Source organism: Burkholderia pyrrocinia, from assembly GCF_018417535.1.
GTDB classification, from domain to species: Bacteria; Pseudomonadota; Gammaproteobacteria; order Burkholderiales; family Burkholderiaceae; genus Burkholderia; species Burkholderia pyrrocinia_E.
Window position 1 is genome coordinate 3,102,974 of sequence record NZ_CP070978.1, and the last position, 14,988, is coordinate 3,117,961.

11 protein-coding genes are annotated in these 14,988 nt (G+C 68.0%); 8 read left to right on the top strand and 3 right to left on the bottom strand.

Features of this window, described 5'->3' with window-relative positions; all coding sequences use genetic code 11:
- Positions 1–51 precede the first annotated feature (51 nt).
- Positions 52–1,779 (top strand): alpha,alpha-trehalase TreA, encoded by a 1,728-nt coding sequence (gene treA, locus JYG32_RS32090; protein WP_213266291.1) that lies wholly within the window; start codon positions 52–54, stop codon positions 1,777–1,779.
- 99 nt (positions 1,780–1,878) lie between these two features.
- Here treA and JYG32_RS32095 read toward each other — a convergent pair whose 3' ends face one another.
- A complete protein-coding gene (locus JYG32_RS32095) occupies positions 1,879–3,366 on the bottom strand; it encodes a carbohydrate porin (RefSeq protein ID WP_213266292.1) in 1,488 nt (495 codons plus the stop codon).
- 112 nt (positions 3,367–3,478) lie between these two features.
- On the bottom strand, positions 3,479–3,748 hold the full coding sequence (locus tag JYG32_RS32100; RefSeq protein WP_213266293.1) for a hypothetical protein: 270 nt from the start codon (positions 3,746–3,748) through the stop codon (positions 3,479–3,481).
- Between the two features lie 1,059 nt (positions 3,749–4,807).
- Between JYG32_RS32100 and JYG32_RS32105 the strand changes: the two genes are divergently transcribed.
- Together JYG32_RS32105 and JYG32_RS32110 are read left to right on the top strand one after the other, a co-directional pair.
- Positions 4,808–4,945 (top strand): hypothetical protein, encoded by a 138-nt coding sequence (locus tag JYG32_RS32105; protein ID WP_213266294.1) that lies wholly within the window; start codon positions 4,808–4,810, stop codon positions 4,943–4,945.
- 115 nt (positions 4,946–5,060) lie between these two features.
- On the top strand, positions 5,061–6,707 hold the full coding sequence (locus tag JYG32_RS32110) for an NRAMP family divalent metal transporter (protein WP_213266295.1): 1,647 nt from the start codon (positions 5,061–5,063) through the stop codon (positions 6,705–6,707).
- 124 nt (positions 6,708–6,831) lie between these two features.
- Here JYG32_RS32110 and JYG32_RS32115 read toward each other — a convergent pair whose 3' ends face one another.
- Positions 6,832–7,737, bottom strand: a complete 906-nt coding sequence (locus JYG32_RS32115; protein WP_174380228.1) for a helix-turn-helix transcriptional regulator — start codon at positions 7,735–7,737, stop codon at positions 6,832–6,834.
- Positions 7,738–8,021: 284 nt separating this feature from the next.
- On the opposite strand from JYG32_RS32115, the gene JYG32_RS32120 reads away from it, so the two are divergent.
- The 5 genes from JYG32_RS32120 to sctD all read left to right on the top strand — a co-directional run bounded on the left by JYG32_RS32120 (position 8,022) and on the right by sctD (position 14,958).
- Entirely contained in the window at positions 8,022–8,855 is an 834-nt protein-coding gene (locus tag JYG32_RS32120) for a helix-turn-helix transcriptional regulator (protein WP_174380229.1), read from the top strand.
- Between the two features lie 242 nt (positions 8,856–9,097).
- Complete coding sequence (gene sctV / locus JYG32_RS32125) at positions 9,098–11,305, top strand: type III secretion system export apparatus subunit SctV (RefSeq protein WP_174380230.1); 2,208 nt, start codon at positions 9,098–9,100, stop codon at positions 11,303–11,305.
- Positions 11,302–11,580, top strand: coding sequence for a type III secretion system export apparatus subunit SctS (sctS, locus tag JYG32_RS32130; RefSeq protein WP_006480854.1), 279 nt, complete (start codon positions 11,302–11,304; stop codon positions 11,578–11,580). Before sctV ends, sctS begins: the two co-directional genes overlap by 4 nt.
- Positions 11,580–13,619, top strand: coding sequence for a type III secretion system outer membrane ring subunit SctC (gene sctC, locus JYG32_RS32135; protein WP_213266296.1), 2,040 nt, complete (start codon positions 11,580–11,582; stop codon positions 13,617–13,619). The genes sctS and sctC overlap by 1 nt, the downstream gene beginning before the upstream one ends.
- Positions 13,600–14,958 carry a type III secretion system inner membrane ring subunit SctD gene (gene sctD, locus JYG32_RS32140; protein ID WP_213266297.1) on the top strand — a complete coding sequence of 453 codons (1,359 nt, stop codon included), beginning with the start codon at positions 13,600–13,602 and terminating at the stop codon, positions 14,956–14,958. The genes sctC and sctD overlap by 20 nt, the downstream gene beginning before the upstream one ends.
- Positions 14,959–14,988: the final 30 nt, after the last annotated feature.

Consider the following 14,988-nt stretch of genomic DNA (forward strand, 5'->3'; position numbering starts at 1 on the left):
CGAACGAGACCTCGTGCCGGGCCACTCACCATCGAAAGGAGGGGACACGTCATGACGTCACGTCGTGCCGCATCGATTGCATCTCGCTTCCCGCGTCATCGTGCGCCGCGCCGCGCGCCACCCGCGCCGCGTCTTCGCTGGGCCGCCGCACTGGCCGTCGCGTATCTGGCGGTCGCCGGCTGCGCCGCGCAGGCCGACAACGCGAACCAGGCCGCCGCTCAAGCGGTCAGCCCGTCAGCGGTGCCGACTGCGGCCGCGGTTGCCGGCCCCGCGTCGGGCACGCTGCTGCCGCCGCCGAGCCAGCTCTACGGCGACCTGTTCGTCGCGGTGCAGACCGCGCAGATCTATCCCGACCAGAAGACCTTCGTCGACGCGACGCCCAATACCGATCCCGCGACGATCGTGCAGTTGTATCAGCAACAGAAATCGCAGCCGGGCTTTTCGCTGAAGGCGTTCGTCGGCCAGCACTTCACGCCGCCCCCGGAAGGCGGCGTGACGCCGCCGCCGAACCAGACGCTGCGCCAGCACATCGACTGGCTGTGGCCGCAGCTCACGCGCACGAGCGCAACGGTGCCTCAATACAGTTCGCTGATTCCGATGCCGAAGCCGTATGTCGTGCCGGGCGGCCGTTTCCGCGAAGGCTACTACTGGGATACCTATTTCACGATGCTCGGGCTGCAGGTGTCGGGGCGCGAGGATCTCGTCGACGACATGCTCGACAACTTCGCGCATCTGATCGACACGATCGGGCACATCCCGAACGGCAACCGCACGTACTACGCGAGCCGCTCGCAGCCGCCGTTCTTCGCGTACATGGTCACGCTCGCCGCGCAGGTCGAAGGCGACAAGGTCTACCAGAAATATCTGCCCCAACTGCGCAAGGAACATGCGTACTGGATGCAGGGCGAAACCACGACGCCGCGCGGCCAGGCCGCGCGCAACGTGGTCGCGATGCCCGACGGCGCGGTGCTGAACCGCTACTGGGATGCGAGCGACACGCCGCGCGACGAGTCGTATCTCGAGGACGTGACGACCGCGAAGTCGGCGCCCGGCCGTCCCGCCAACGACGTATACCGCGACCTGCGCGCGGGCGCCGAAAGCGGCTGGGACTACAGCTCGCGCTGGTTCGGCGACGGCAAGACGCTCGCGACGATCCGCACGACGTCGATCGTGCCGGTCGACCTGAACAGCCTGATGTTTCATCTCGAGACGACGATCGTAAAGGGCTGCGCGGTGACGCGCGACGTCGCGTGCGTGACCGATTTCTCAGGGCGCGCGGCGCGGCGCGCGGCCGCGATCAATCGCTATCTGTGGAATCGCCATGGTTATTACGGCGACTACGACTGGCAACTGCGCAAGCCGCGCGACGCCGTGACGGCGGCCGCGCTGTATCCGCTGTTCGCGGGCGTCGCGTGGCCCGAACGCGCGAAGGCGACCGCGCGCGAGGTACGCAAGACGCTGCTGCAGCCGGGCGGCCTCGCGACGACGACCGAGAACACCGGTCAGCAATGGGACGCGCCGAACGGCTGGGCGCCGCTGCAGTGGATCGCGGTCGACGGGCTGCGCCGTTATGGCGAACCGGCGCTCGCGAAGGACATCGGCACGCGTTTCCTGTCCGACGTGAAGCATGTGTATGCGACCGAAGGCAAGCTCGTCGAGAAATACGTGGTCGAAGGCGCGGGTACGGGTGGCGGCGGTGGCGGCGAATATCCGTTGCAGGACGGCTTCGGCTGGACCAACGGCGTCACGCTGAAACTGCTCGGTCTGTACGGCGAGTGACGCGCGGCGCGTGCGGCGTGTTCAGCGCGCTGCAGGCGAACCCACGGGCCGGACTGTCGCGCAAGCGGCCGTCCGGCCCGTTTCCGTTTGTGGCTTGCGTCAGAACGTGATCGTCGTGCGCACGCCGACCACCGTTTCGTCGCCGATGCGCGCACCCGCCGCGTTCGGGTTCGGGATGCCGCCGCCCGGACGGAAGAAGTGCTGCAGGTCGGCCTGCAGTTGCCACCACGGCGTGACCTGGTACTGGTAGGTCGCCTCGACGACGGCTTCCGCGCGGCGCACCGGATAACCGGGCGTCGTGTAGGTGCCGGTATCGCCGTCGAGGCCGCGCGCGTGCGAGCCGACCTTCGCGTAGCCGACCGCGAGGCCCGCGACGTCGTTGTCGCGTCCCTTGAACGGCGCCTTCAGCGTCACGCCTGCATTGGCGGCGAAATCGACGATATTGCGATCGCCGGGCGCGCCCATCACGCGTGCGAATACGCCGACCGAGCGCGGGCTGTCGGCCGACGGCCGCCATACCATCTGGTCCGCGACCGCGTAGAACCCGTAGTTGCCGCGATGCGTAGCCGGAATGCCGTTGCTCGCCGGATTCGCGAGCGACAGGCCGTCGGTGCCGTAGCGCGGATCGTTCGCATGCTGCGACTGATACCAGAAGCCGAGCTTGTAGGTGCCAGGCAGCCCGGCCGGTTGCGGCGCCTTCGGGTCCGCCGGCGGCGCGTTCAGCGCGTACTGCACTTCGCCGATCACGAACGCGCCGCTGCGCAGGTTGAAGTTGGTGCCGTGTGCGTTCAGCACCTGCGCGTCGCCGTCGGTGCGGCCGGCCGGATTGCCGTCGAATACGCCGACCATCGCGGTCCATGCGTCGGCCGGCTTCACGCGCAGCCGCACGCCGAGCGACGACAGCGGATACGCGGGGCCGCCGGCCGGCAGGTCGGTGGACGGCAGCACGGGCCAGCCGAACGTGGCGTTCATGAACGTCGCCGCGTTCTGGCTCACCATGAACTCCTGGTCGACGCTCTGCTGGCCGACCTTTACGTCGACCTTGCCGTCGAGCAACGACTGCTGATACCAGAGCTCCCACAGGCGCGTGGTCGAATTCGCTTCGATGCCGGTCGCGGTCTGCAGCGTCTGCAGGTAGCGCTGAGTGAGGTTGGTGCCGTGGATCTGCAGCGCCGACACGTTGAACGTGCCGCCCGTCAGCCCGATCGCCTTGCCCGTGTCGATGTTGAAGCCGAATTGCGTGAGCCCCTGGTAGGCGCCGCCGCGATTCGTGCCGCCGGACGTGTTGTACAGGTACTCGCTGGTTTCCTGCAGGCTCAGCGTGACGCCGTGATCGCCGAGCAGGTCGCGCAGGCCGCCCATGTTGCCGAGCAGGTTCGAGCGCTCCCGGAAGCCGGTGGGCGCGGGCGCGGCAGCATCGGCGGCCTGTTGTGCGGGGGCGGCGGCGTCGCTCGCGCCGGCCGCCGGTTCGGCCGTGGCCGGCGACGCCGATTGCGCGAACGCGGGCGCGGCGGCGAGCGACAGCAGCAGCGCGGCGAGCGTATTGAGGCGCGGCTTGCGCGGGACGGGTTCGAGGCAGTTCTTCATGTGGGTTCCGTTGACGGTTTGATTAGTTAGGCTGAAGAAACGAAAGCGTGATGCGGGAAACGTGGCGAGACGATCGCGCGGCGGCACGTGGCACCGCCGCGCGGCGAGGGGCTTACGGCAGCCAGCCGCCGACGCGCCACACGTGTGCGAACCCGAGGCGCGGCGCGGCCGAGCACAGCAGCGCGACGAGCGCGACCGCGGCCGCCATCGCGGCGACCAGCGCGCAGTCGAGCGGGCGGGGCGTCGCCGGTACGTGAGCGAGCACCGTGCCGAGCCGGTTGCTGAATGCGTGGGCGAGCGGCGAGAGGCCGGAAACGAACGAGCGGTCGCATGCGACGTGCACGATGCGCTTGAGTCTGACCGCGAACGATTGAAAGAACATGACGCTGCCTCCGTCCGGTCCGGCGGATGCCGGACGACGTGATCGAGCGCGGGCGCACGACGCGGCCTGCGATCGGAGGGTGGAACGTAACGGAGCGTGCGACTGACGAACCGGCGATGGCCGGCCCGGGAGGAAGCGCGCTAACCCGACGAATGCGAGCTAGCGGCGAAAGACATGCGTCTGGCTGCTATCTCGCGATGGCTTGGCCGGCCTGGACCGGCATCGAACTGCAACTAGAGCATGTGTCCACGGAGGGGCTCCCTTGATGAATTGGGGCGGATTGTAGTCGCGAATTTTGCTGCGGTGCAAGTGAAAAACGCATGAAAAGCAGCGCATGCGGCGTGCGTGCCGCGGCGGCACGGGATGGACATGATGAGAGGATCGCGGGGCGCCGCGCCGTTGTTCATCCACATCGGCAGGTGAGCGCATCGTGACGCGCTGAAAGGTTTCGTCACGCCATTTCAAGGGCAAATCTTTCAGTGCCGCGAGGCAGGAAATTTATTTCGAGAAATGGGGTTTCGAGGGGTTGACTTCACTTTCGGGCGGTCCATAGAATCCGGCATCTTCACTCTTGGGGCCGCCGCCTTGGACGCCTGCAGTAGTCGATCTTCGACCGAAATCTCCGCCTGAGCGACCGACGTCCGCGCCTCATCGAAGCCGCCGTTTGTCTCCCGGGCAAACGGTGCGCGCAGCAGTACTCCGCAGCAACTCCCTACGTGCACCCTGATTCGCGCCGGTTAGCGTGATGCGTTTTCGCATGCGCCGTCCGGTTTCACCGCCGCCTGGCAGGCGGCCGCGTTCGCGCACGCCTCGTTCAGGCCCGCGAATGCCGGCCCGCAAGCCGGACGGCGGTCAACCGTGTTCCCCGGAACACCGCACAGGAGCCGCCATGAACGACAGTGACAGTTGTCCCTTATGCCCGTTGCACGCACCGACCCTTTTGAACCCGGGTCGCAGGGACACTCCGGCCGACTAGCCTGACACGTCGTTCAGGCCCCGGACTGGCCCCGCGCCCACCACGCGGCCGGCATGCCTGCCGTCGCCGCACGGAGCCAGACCATGAACTTCGGCCTTCTGCTGTCGAACCTTCCGCACGTCACGGAATCGCGTCACCACTACGACGCGATGCTGACGCTCGACGCCCGTCCGCGGGTGTTCTCCCGCCTGCTGAACCGGTTGAAATCGTTGATCCGCTGAAAGAAGCGCCGAGCGCGCCTCGGCATGCGCACGCGCGCCGCCATCGAGCGGCCGCCCCGCGCGCATTCCAAGGTCACACGCTTATTGGATAACCATTAGCCGTACGGAACAAATCATGTCCACGCCATCCAATGTCTCTCCACCGATCGTCGCAGAACGCAGCGCCGTGCTCGACGAAGCCCACCTGGGCGATATCCGCGGCGCGCTCGGCACGATCGCGCATCACGATACCGCCGCGCGCGGCACATGGTGGGCGCGGCTGCGCACGCTGCTCGCGATCATCGGCCCGGGCCTTATCGTGATGGTCGGCGACAACGACGCCGGCGCATTCGGCACCTACACGCAGGCCGGCCAGAATTACGGCACGACGCTGCTGTGGACGCTGCTGCTGCTCGTGCCCGTGCTGTACGTGAACCAGGAAATGGTGCTGCGCCTCGGCGCGGTCACGGGCGTCGGCCATGCTCGCCTGATCTTCGAGCGCTTCGGCAAGTTCTGGGGCGCGTTCAGCGTGATCGACCTGTTCCTGCTCAATGCGCTGACGATCGTCACCGAGTTCATCGGCATCACGTTCGTGCTGGATTTCTTCGGGCTGCCGAAGGTGGCCGGCGTGTGCGTGGCTGCCGCGCTGACGATGGCCGCGGTGAGCACCGGCGATTTCAGGCGCTTCGAGCGGTTTGCGATCGGGCTGTGCGTGCTGAGCCTGCTGCTGGTGCCCGTGCTCGTGTCGATCCATCCGCCCGTCTCGCAGATGACGCGCGATTTCTTCGTGCCGAACTGGCCTGCGCACGCGAAGCTGTCGGACGTGATGCTGCTCGTGATCGGCATCGTCGGTACGACGGTCGCGCCCTGGCAGTTGTTCTTCCAGCAGAGCTACGTGATCGACAAGCGCATCACCCCGCGCTTCATGAAGTATGAGAAGGCCGACCTGTGGATCGGCATCGCGTTCGTGCTGGTCGGCGCGGTCGCGATGATCGGCTTCAGCGCCGCGCTGTTCAACGGGCATCCGGAAGCCGGCAACTTCACCGACGCGGGCGGCATCATCGTGGGCCTCGAGAGGTATGCGGGCCGCACGGGCGCGACGCTGTTCGCGGTGGCGCTGCTCGACGCTTGCATCATCGGCGCGGCGGCCGTGTCGCTGTCGACCGCGTACGCGATCGGCGATGTGTTCAAGATCCGCCATTCGCTGCATCGCGGCGTGTCCGACGCGAAGGGCTTCTATCTCGTGTACTTCGGCATCGTTGCGGCCGCGGCCACGCTCGTGCTGATCCCGGGCAGCCCGCTCGGCCTGCTGACCGAAGCCGTGCAGACGCTCGCGGGCGTGCTGCTGCCGAGCGCGACGGTGTTCCTGCTCGTGCTGTGCAACGACCGTCAGGTGCTTGGGCCCTGGGTCAACTCGACGAAGCTCAACGTGTTCACGGGCGCGGTGATCTGGGTGCTCGTGCTGCTGTCGATCATCCTGACCGCGTCGGTGATGTATCCGGATATCAGCGGCGAAGCGATCGTCGACGTGCTGGTGGGCGGCACCGTGCTGGCGATCGCGGGTTATCTCGCGACGGTGCTGGTCCGCCGCCACAAGCGCGTCGTCGAACCGGCGCTCGATCGCTCGCTGCGCGACACGTGGCGCATGCCGCCGCTCGACGCGCTGGAGCCGCAGAACATGACGCTCGCGACGCGAATCTGGATGGCCGTGCTGCGCGGCTATCTGGTGATCGCGGTCGGTCTCGTGATCGTCAAGGTCGTGCAGATGACGCTGCTGAAGTAACGCCGGTCGTCTGCCAGGAAGCGGCGCCGGACCCGGCACCGCGCCGCAACCCGCACATGCCGGCCGTGAGGCCGGCATGTGCGTTTGCGCGCTCGCTCACGTGACGCGAAGCGCCGCGTCGCCGTCAGATCAGCTCGAGCTTCGACGTCAGGTACGTGAGCTGGATCCGGTTCGCGACGCCGAAGCGTTTGCGCAGTTTGCGCAGGTGGTAGTCGACGTTGTGCGCGCTGGTGTCGAGACGACGGCCGATCTCCTTGTCGGATGCGCCTTCGGCGATGCCGAGCAGCAGTTCCTGCTCGAACGGCGTGAGTCCGTTCACCGCGCGCTCGCGCGATGTAGCGATCAGTTGCGGCGACGCGAACTTGTGCACCGACAGCCCGATCGACAGTGCCTGCTCGATCGTCGCCGGCGTGATCCATTCGCGCGTGCGGCGCGGCGCGGTGAAGCTCATGAACGCATGCAGCCGCGTGCCGGGCACGGCCATCGAATACATGATGCCGCTGCACATCCCGTCGTCCTGCATCGTCTGCAGGAAGCCGTCGAGCGCGGCCGGCGTCACGCACGGGCCGTCGTCGCGCTCGCGGTGTTCGCGGCGCAACTGCTGCAGGTCCCACACGATCGGCATGTTGCACACGCGCGCGCCGAGCGTGCGCGGATCGACATCGTGATGGTTGTGACGCACGTAGTCGCCGCGATAGGTGGCCGGCGTGAACGCTTCGTGCAGGTAGAGACTTTCGACCCGCTCGCGTGCGAATTCGAGCGCGAAGTACGCGAACGTCGAGAAGCCTGTCAGGTGCAGCAGGCTCGTGACGATCCGGTTGCGCTCGGCCGTGCTCTGCGCGTGCGCGAGCGTATCGGCGACGCCGAGCTTCGGCGCGTGCGGCTGCGCGACGTCGCCGCGCTTGACGTCGTCGCACCAGACCACCTGCACGGCACGCTCCCGCAGCGCATCCGCGCATGCGTTCGGCCCGCGCGACGGGCGGGCAAAGCTTGGGGCGACCGCTTCTTCATGCAATGCAATATCGGACATGAGCCATCCCTCGGAATCGACGCGCATCGCCTGGCGGCGGCCGTATCGTGTACGGCATTCGCGGCGGTGCGATCGAGCATCGTTTTTGATATGCGCCGATCGTCATCCCTGACGAAACGCGGGGGCATTGTACAAAAATGCCCGTGTACGCGTAATATGCCGTAATACTAATTGCGGCGAAAGGTTCATATTCGCGCGCATATAACGACGACCAGAAAATCATAAAGAAAAGACCAGATCGTGACGGGGCGCAGTTTCACATATTGGGAAAGGGCGGGCTCCTCATGACATATGCTGACGGCGCACCACGCGTCGAGTGGTTTTCACAAGCCGATATAACGACCGCTGCCGCTTATTCGAACGAATATCAGGCAATCGAGCGCGGCGTTTTTACCGGCATTCAAATCGCGCCCGGTAAAACCGACCTTGCTCCGGTCGATTTCGCGCAATGTCATGCGCGATTGCGGCAAATCGGATTCAGTACGCTCGGTTACGGCGCCTACGAAATGATCGGGCGGCGCATCCTGTGCGCGCATCTGCTGCGCGACCTCGCGCCGGCGACGTTCATGCAGCCGTTTATCGAAGGGATGCTGTACGAGAGCGACCCGCGGTTCGCGCAGGTGCGGCAGAGCGGCTTTCCGGTCGCGTGGCGGCTCGACGAGATCGAGGCGGCCGCGCAGGGCAGCGGCGACCGCAAGGTGCTGGCGCTCGCCGGCCATCTGCGCGCGCACGCGATGAACAGCGGCGTGATCTTCAGCCTGTCGGCACCGCGCCTCGACCTGCGCGTCGCGGTGAACGTAACGTCGGAGACGCACGGCACCGAATGGATCGACGATCGCGTGATCGGCGGCGCGTTGTCGGTCAGCCTTGCCGTGCACCGCGTCGCGCTGCCGTTCCTCGAGGCGCGCATCGCGCGCATGCGCGGCTTCGCGCTCGGCGACGAGCAGCAGCAGGTGCTCGACCGTCTCGTGCACGGGCTGTCCGACCAGGAGATCGCGAGCGCGCTGCGTACGTCGCTGCACAAGGTCGGCCACCATATCCGCTCGCTCGAAAAACTCTTCAACGTGCAGAACCGCGCGCAGCTCGCGTACCTCGCCGCGCGGCGCCTGCAGCCCTGACCTGACGCACGCGCCGGCGGCCCGGCGCGCGATGGAAGCGGTTCCGGCGGCGCGTGCCCGAACCCGCCGCCGGGTTTCGTAGTCCGATTCGACCGCCGCCGGAAAACGCGCTTTCACGCTACGAGGCGCATCCCTTTTTCCATCGTTTCGCATCGCTACACTCGTCCCATTCAACGGTCCGCGCAGCGTGGGGCAGGGTTGCCCGTGTCAGCCGGCGATAACGACGACAGGACAACGGCACGATGGCAGAACCGAAGGCGCTCCCCCGCGACTGGCAGCGGTTGTTTTCCGCTGGCCGCGGCGTGTCCGGACGGCGTCTCGGGGGCGCGTCGCCGCGCGCCGACCTGTTCCTCGCCGCGTTCATCGTCGCGGTCGTCGCGCTGTTCATCCTGCCGCTGCCGCAGGCCGCGCTCGACGGGATGATCTCGCTGAATCTCGCCGCGAGCGTCGTGCTGCTGACGGTGTCGACCTACGTGCCGTCGGCGGTCAGCTTCTCGTCGTTTCCCGCGCTGCTGCTGTTCACGACGCTGTTCCGGCTCGCGCTGAACATCGCGTCGTGCAAGCTGATCCTGCTGCACGCGAACGCCGGCCACGTGATCGACGCGTTCGGGCGGCTCGTCGTCGGCAACAACGTCGTGGTGGGCGGCGTGGTGTTCCTCGTGATCGCCGTCGTGCAGTTCATCGTGATCGCGAAAGGGTCGGAGCGGGTGGCCGAAGTCGGCGCGCGCTTTTCGCTCGACGCGATGCCGGGCAAGCAGATGAGCATCGACGCGGACCTGCGCGCGGGCATCATCAGCGCGGACGAAGCGCGCGAGCGCCGCGAGAAGCTCGAGCAGGAATCGCAGATGCACGGCGCGATGGACGGCGCGATGAAGTTCGTGAAGGGCGACGCGATCGCGGGCCTCGTGATCGCGTTCATCAACATCGTCGCGGGGATCGCGGTCGGCACGCTGATGCACGGGATGGATATCGGCGCGGCGCTGCAACGCTACGCGATCCTGACAGTCGGCGACGGGATGGCATCGCAGATTCCGTCGCTGCTCGTGTCGATCGCGGCGGGCATCGTGACGACGCGCGTCGCGACACGCGATGCGCGGCAGCGCCAGCTCGGCGAACAGCTCGGCGAGCAACTGGGCGCGCATCCGCGCGCGCTGCTGATCGCGGCGCTGGTGCTGGCCGGTTTTCTTGTCGTGCCCGGCTTTCCGAAGTGGTCGTTCGCGCTGATCGCGCTCGGCCTCGGCGCGTTCGCGTTCTCGCAGCTCAAGCGCAAGACGACCGCGCCGAGCTTCAACCTGATTCAGATCGCGGGGCGCGTCGGCACGGCCGACGACGGCCAGCCCGCGAAGGTGTCGCACGCAGCCGGCGTCACGTCGCTGATCGCGGTATCGCTGTCCGACGACCTGCGCACGAGCCTGAATCTCGCGCAACTGCAGGCCGCGCTGTCGAGCGCGAAGGCGCGCGTCGACGCGGACATCGGCACGGTGTTCCCGCGCATCACGCTGAACGACGACGAGGGCGCCGCGGCCGGCACGTACCGGATCTACCTGCAGGACGTGCTCGCCGCGCACGGCGCGCTGAAACCGGGCTGGCTGCTGTGGGACGGCGTCGCGCCGCTGCCCGAGCGCGCGGAGCGCCAGCCGGCCGAGGCGTTCGGCCCGTTCGCGACCGCGCTGTGGATCAAGCCCGACGGCGCGGCGCCGGACGGCAAGTGGCTGTCGAGCGAAAGCGCACTCGCCGCGCACGTCGAGCAGATCGTGCGCCAGCATGCGGACGAATTGCTCGGAATCCAGGAGACGCAGGCACTCGTGCATCTCGTGCGCCGCGAACACCCCGAACTCGTGGGCGAGCTGACGCGGCTCGTGCCGCTGCAGCGCGTGACCGAAGTGCTGCGCCGGCTGCTCGCCGAACAGGTGCCGATCCGCAACCTGCGCGTGATTTTCGAGAGCCTGATCACGTGGGCGCCGAACGAACCCGACGACGTGATCGCGCTGGTCGAACTCGTGCGCGTCGACCTGCGCCGGATGATCACCGACCGCCATGCGGGCACGACGCGCCAATTGCGGGTCGTGCTGTTCGAGCAGAACCTGCAGGAGCGGATCGAGAGCGCGGTGATGCGCACGAAGCAGGGCAATTTCCTCGCGCTGTCGAGCGCGATCAAGCAGGACATCGGCGAGCAGGTGCGCGCGATCGTGCAGGCCGCGCAGGCGGCCGGCCCCGGCGGCCACGGCAACGCACAGGGCGCGGCGCGGCTCGCGGTGATGGTCGCGCTCGGCGCGCGCCGCTACGTGAAGACGATCCTGCAGCCCGTGCTGCCCGAGCTGGCGGTGCTGTCGTACCAGGAGGTCGAGGAGGACGTACAACTGCATACGGTCGGCTGGGTGAAGAACCCGCCGGACGACGGCACGGTCGGCGCGGGCGCCGACGTGCGCGTGCCGGGAGCCGTGCAATGACGAGCTCGACGATCCTCGACCTGACGCGTCAGGCACTGATGCTCGTGCTGCTGCTGTCGCTGCCGATCGTGCTGATCGCCACCGTCACGGGCCTCGTCGTCGCGATCCTGCAGGCCGTCACGCAGGTGCAGGACGCCAACATCGGGATCGCGGTGCGGCTGATCGCCGTGATGGTCGCGCTCGTGCTGCTGTCGGGCTGGCTCGGCGGCGAAGTGCTGCGCTTCGCGCAGCAGGCGCTGGAACGCATGTTCGTTTCTTCCACAGGAGTCCTTTGATGCGTCGACGCGTCGCCCCGATCCGGTTTCAACCGCGCAGCCTGCAACGGGCCGCGCTTGCCCTGTGCGCGACCGCGCTGCTCACGGCGTCGCTGTGCATGGCACCCGTGCAGCCGGCCCGCGCCGCGGACCTGCGCTGGCGCAACAAGCCGTTCACGATTGTCGCGAACGGCAAGAAGATCGGCGACTTCATTCGCGAGCTCGCATCGTCGCAGGGCGTGACGGCGGTGGTTGACCCGAAGGTCGACGGCGTGATCAGCGGCCGCTTCTCGGGCACGCCGCAGCAGACGCTCGATACGATCTGCTCGACCTACGGGCTCACGTGGTACTACGACGGCTCGTTCCTGTATGTCGACCCGGCCGACCAGTCGCAGACGCAGATGATCCCGATCCCGCCGAATGCATCCGGCGAAATCGGCCGCGCGCTGCAGGCGATGCAGATTCCCGACAAGCGCTACACGCTCGTGATCAACGACCGCGCGAACAGCGTGTACGTGGCCGGCCCGCGCCGCTACGTCGAGCTCGTGCGGCAGGCGGTCGGCTCGGTCGGCGATCCGTCCGCGAACGGCGCGCATGCGGACATCCGCGCATTCCGGTTGAAGTACGGCTGGGCGTCGGACTTCACGATCAACCGTTCGGGCAAGGAAGTGACGGTGCCGGGCGTCGCGACGATCCTGCGCAAGCTGTTCGGCAAGGGCGGCGGCACGAGTGCGCTGCCGTCGAGCACGCCGCTCGGGCAGGCCGCGCGCCAGGTGAAGCTCGGCTCGGGGCTGACGATCTCGGTGCCGCGCCTCGACTTTCCCGATATCTCCGGCGGCCCGCGTTCGGGCGGCTATTCCGGCGACGGCAGCGCCGACGGCGGGTTCTCGCCGTTCCCGGCCGGCGGCGGTGGCGACACGCTGCCGCAGATCGTCGCCGACCCGGCGATCAACGCGGTGATCGTGCGCGACCTGCCGGAGAACATGTATCGCTACCAGTCGCTGATCGGCCAGCTCGACGAGCGGCCGCGCATCGTCGAGATCAACGTGACGATCATCGACATCAACGAGGATTCGCTCGACAGCCTCGGGATCGACTGGCGCCTGCACACGACGCACGGCGACGTGCAGATCGGCAACGGCCAGAACCCGCTGAACGGCAACACGCAATACAACGGCGTGGGCAATCCGCCGCTGACGTTCGGCATCGGCACGTCGGAAACCGGGCAGACGGGCACCTTCATGCCGACCGGCATCGCGCTGACCGCGTCGATCGGCGGCTCGCTGCGCAACTACCTGCTGACGCGCGTGAACGCGCTCGCGCAGAAGGGGCAGGCACAACTGCGTTCGAAGCCGAAGGTGCTCGCGCTCGACAATACCGAGGCGATCCTCGAGAACCTCACGCAGTTCTACGTGCAGGTGCCGGGCTACCAGGATTCGTCGCTGTACAGCGTGACGACCGGCACGAGCATCAAGGTGACGCCGATGATCGTCGACGAGGCGATCCGGAATGCGGCAGCCGTGTCAGGCAACCCGCAGAGCGTGATGATGTCGATCGACATCCAGGACGGCAACATCGTGCCGGGGCAGGCCGTGTCGAACGTGCCGGTGATCCAGCAGCGCAACATCGTCACCAAGACGATGATCGACGAAGGCAGGAGCCTGCTGATCGCCGGTTTCAACGACGACGAGGTGAGGCTGAACAAGAGCGGCGTGCCCTGGCTGTCCGACATCCCGCTGATCGGCAACCTGTTCAAGTACACCGACAAGTCGGGCAACCACATGGAGCGGTTCTACCTGCTGACGCCGCGCGTGGTGACGAGCGCGTCGATGTACGCGCCGGACGGCTCGCCCGTGAACCCGGGCGCCGACGGGCCGGCGAACCAGGAAGGCATGTCGATGTATCGGCCGCCGGACAATGACGTCGCGGTGCCGCTGACGCCGAAGCCGCTGCCCGGCACGAAGTTTGGCCCGCCGGCGCTGCCGCCTCCGAAGGATACGGCGTCGCAGCCGGCGGCGACGACCGCAGGAGTCACCCCCCATGTCGACGACCATCATTGACCCGCACGGCGACGGCGCATTGCCCGGCGGCGCGGTCGGCGCGGGGGCCGGTTCGGCCGCGCTCGCGTCGCCGTGGAACCTGTGCTTCCTGAGCGGGCCGATGTACGGCCGCACGATGTCGCTCGCGCGCGGCGCGAACTGGGTCGGCACGGCTGCCGATTGCGAAGTGATCCTGCCCGATCGCGAGATCGGCGCGAAACAGGTGTGCCTGCAGGTCGGCGCGCTCGCGGTGACCGTGCAGAACCACGGCGGCGACGCCGGTGCGCCGGTGCTGTTCAACGACGAACCGCTCGGCACCGGCCGCCGCTCGATGACGCCGAACGACGTCGTGACGGTCGGCTCGATCCGGCTCGGCATCGCGCGGCACGCGCAGGCGAGCGTCGCGGTGCCCGACGAAGCCGATGCGCCGGATGCCGCGCGCGAGGCGGCGTGGCTCGGCTGGCTCACGGGCGGATTGCGCCGCCTCGGCAGCCGGCGGCTCGTGATCGCGCTGGTCGCGCTGTGGATCGGCGTGCTGCTCGGCGCGCTCGGCTACGGCTTCGTCACGTGGTCGGGGCGCCTGCCGTGGCAGCACGAATCGGTGCTCGCGCGCACGCACCGGCTGCAGCAACTGCTGCACGCGTATCCGGAGCTGGCCGTCGCGCCGCGCGACGACGGCGTGATCGTGTCGGGCTATGCGAGCGACCCGGCCGCGCGCGAACGCGTCGCGCAGATCGTCGCGGGCGTTGATAACGCGGCGCTCGGCAACATCTACGTGGTCAGCGACCTGGTCGCGACCGCGCAGACCTATTTCAGCGATACGGCGCTGACGGTCGCGTATCTCGGCCGCGGCCGGATCGAGCTGACCGGTGCGGCCGCGCGCGCGCAGATCGAGCCGCGCATCCGCAACTACATGAAGGACGCGCGCCCGGCGCTCGAAGTGGTCGATCACGTGCGCGACGCCGATCCGGCCGCGCCGCGCACGACGACAACGCTCGGCGGGATGGCCGGCATTCCGGAGATCACGACCGTGTTCGCCGGCGACGGCGACCAGCGCTACATCGAGACGGCCGACGGCAGCCGCTATTTCGAAGGCGCGCGGCTGAAGGACGGGCCGACCGTCGTGTCGATCGGCCCGGATGAAGTCGTGTTCGAACGCAACGGCCAGCGCATCACGATGCCGCTCGGCGGCGCGTCGGCGAACGTGCCCGAGCAGGCGCCAGCGCCGCCCGTGGCGCCGCTCGCGAGCGGCGCGGCGGCCGGGGTCGCGCAGCCGGTACCGGGGCCGACGCTGGTGCCGGACGCTCCGGCGGCCGGCGCCGCGGCGGCCGGTGCATCGACGAAGGACGCGGCGCACTAGCGCCGCGACGGGTCATGCGCATCGCGTAAC

Bases quoted from the DNA above. Each gene is read 5' to 3' on its own strand.
- JYG32_RS32115 (WP_174380228.1), bottom strand. From the start codon at position 7,737: ATGTCCGATATTGCATTGCATGAAGAAGCGGTCGCCCCAAGCTTTGCC.
- JYG32_RS32095 (WP_213266292.1), bottom strand. From the start codon at position 3,366: ATGAAGAACTGCCTCGAACCCGTCCCGCGCAAGCCGCGCCTCAATACG.
- JYG32_RS32120 (WP_174380229.1), top strand. From the start codon at position 8,022: ATGACATATGCTGACGGCGCACCACGCGTCGAGTGGTTTTCACAAGCC.
- sctC (WP_213266296.1), top strand. From the start codon at position 11,580: ATGCGTCGACGCGTCGCCCCGATCCGGTTTCAACCGCGCAGCCTGCAA.
- JYG32_RS32110 (WP_213266295.1), top strand. From the start codon at position 5,061: ATGTCCACGCCATCCAATGTCTCTCCACCGATCGTCGCAGAACGCAGC.
- JYG32_RS32105 (WP_213266294.1), top strand. From the start codon at position 4,808: ATGAACTTCGGCCTTCTGCTGTCGAACCTTCCGCACGTCACGGAATCG.
- JYG32_RS32100 (WP_213266293.1), bottom strand. From the start codon at position 3,748: ATGTTCTTTCAATCGTTCGCGGTCAGACTCAAGCGCATCGTGCACGTC.
- sctV (WP_174380230.1), top strand. From the start codon at position 9,098: ATGGCAGAACCGAAGGCGCTCCCCCGCGACTGGCAGCGGTTGTTTTCC.
- sctS (WP_006480854.1), top strand. From the start codon at position 11,302: ATGACGAGCTCGACGATCCTCGACCTGACGCGTCAGGCACTGATGCTC.
- sctD (WP_213266297.1), top strand. From the start codon at position 13,600: ATGTCGACGACCATCATTGACCCGCACGGCGACGGCGCATTGCCCGGC.
- treA (WP_213266291.1), top strand. From the start codon at position 52: ATGACGTCACGTCGTGCCGCATCGATTGCATCTCGCTTCCCGCGTCAT.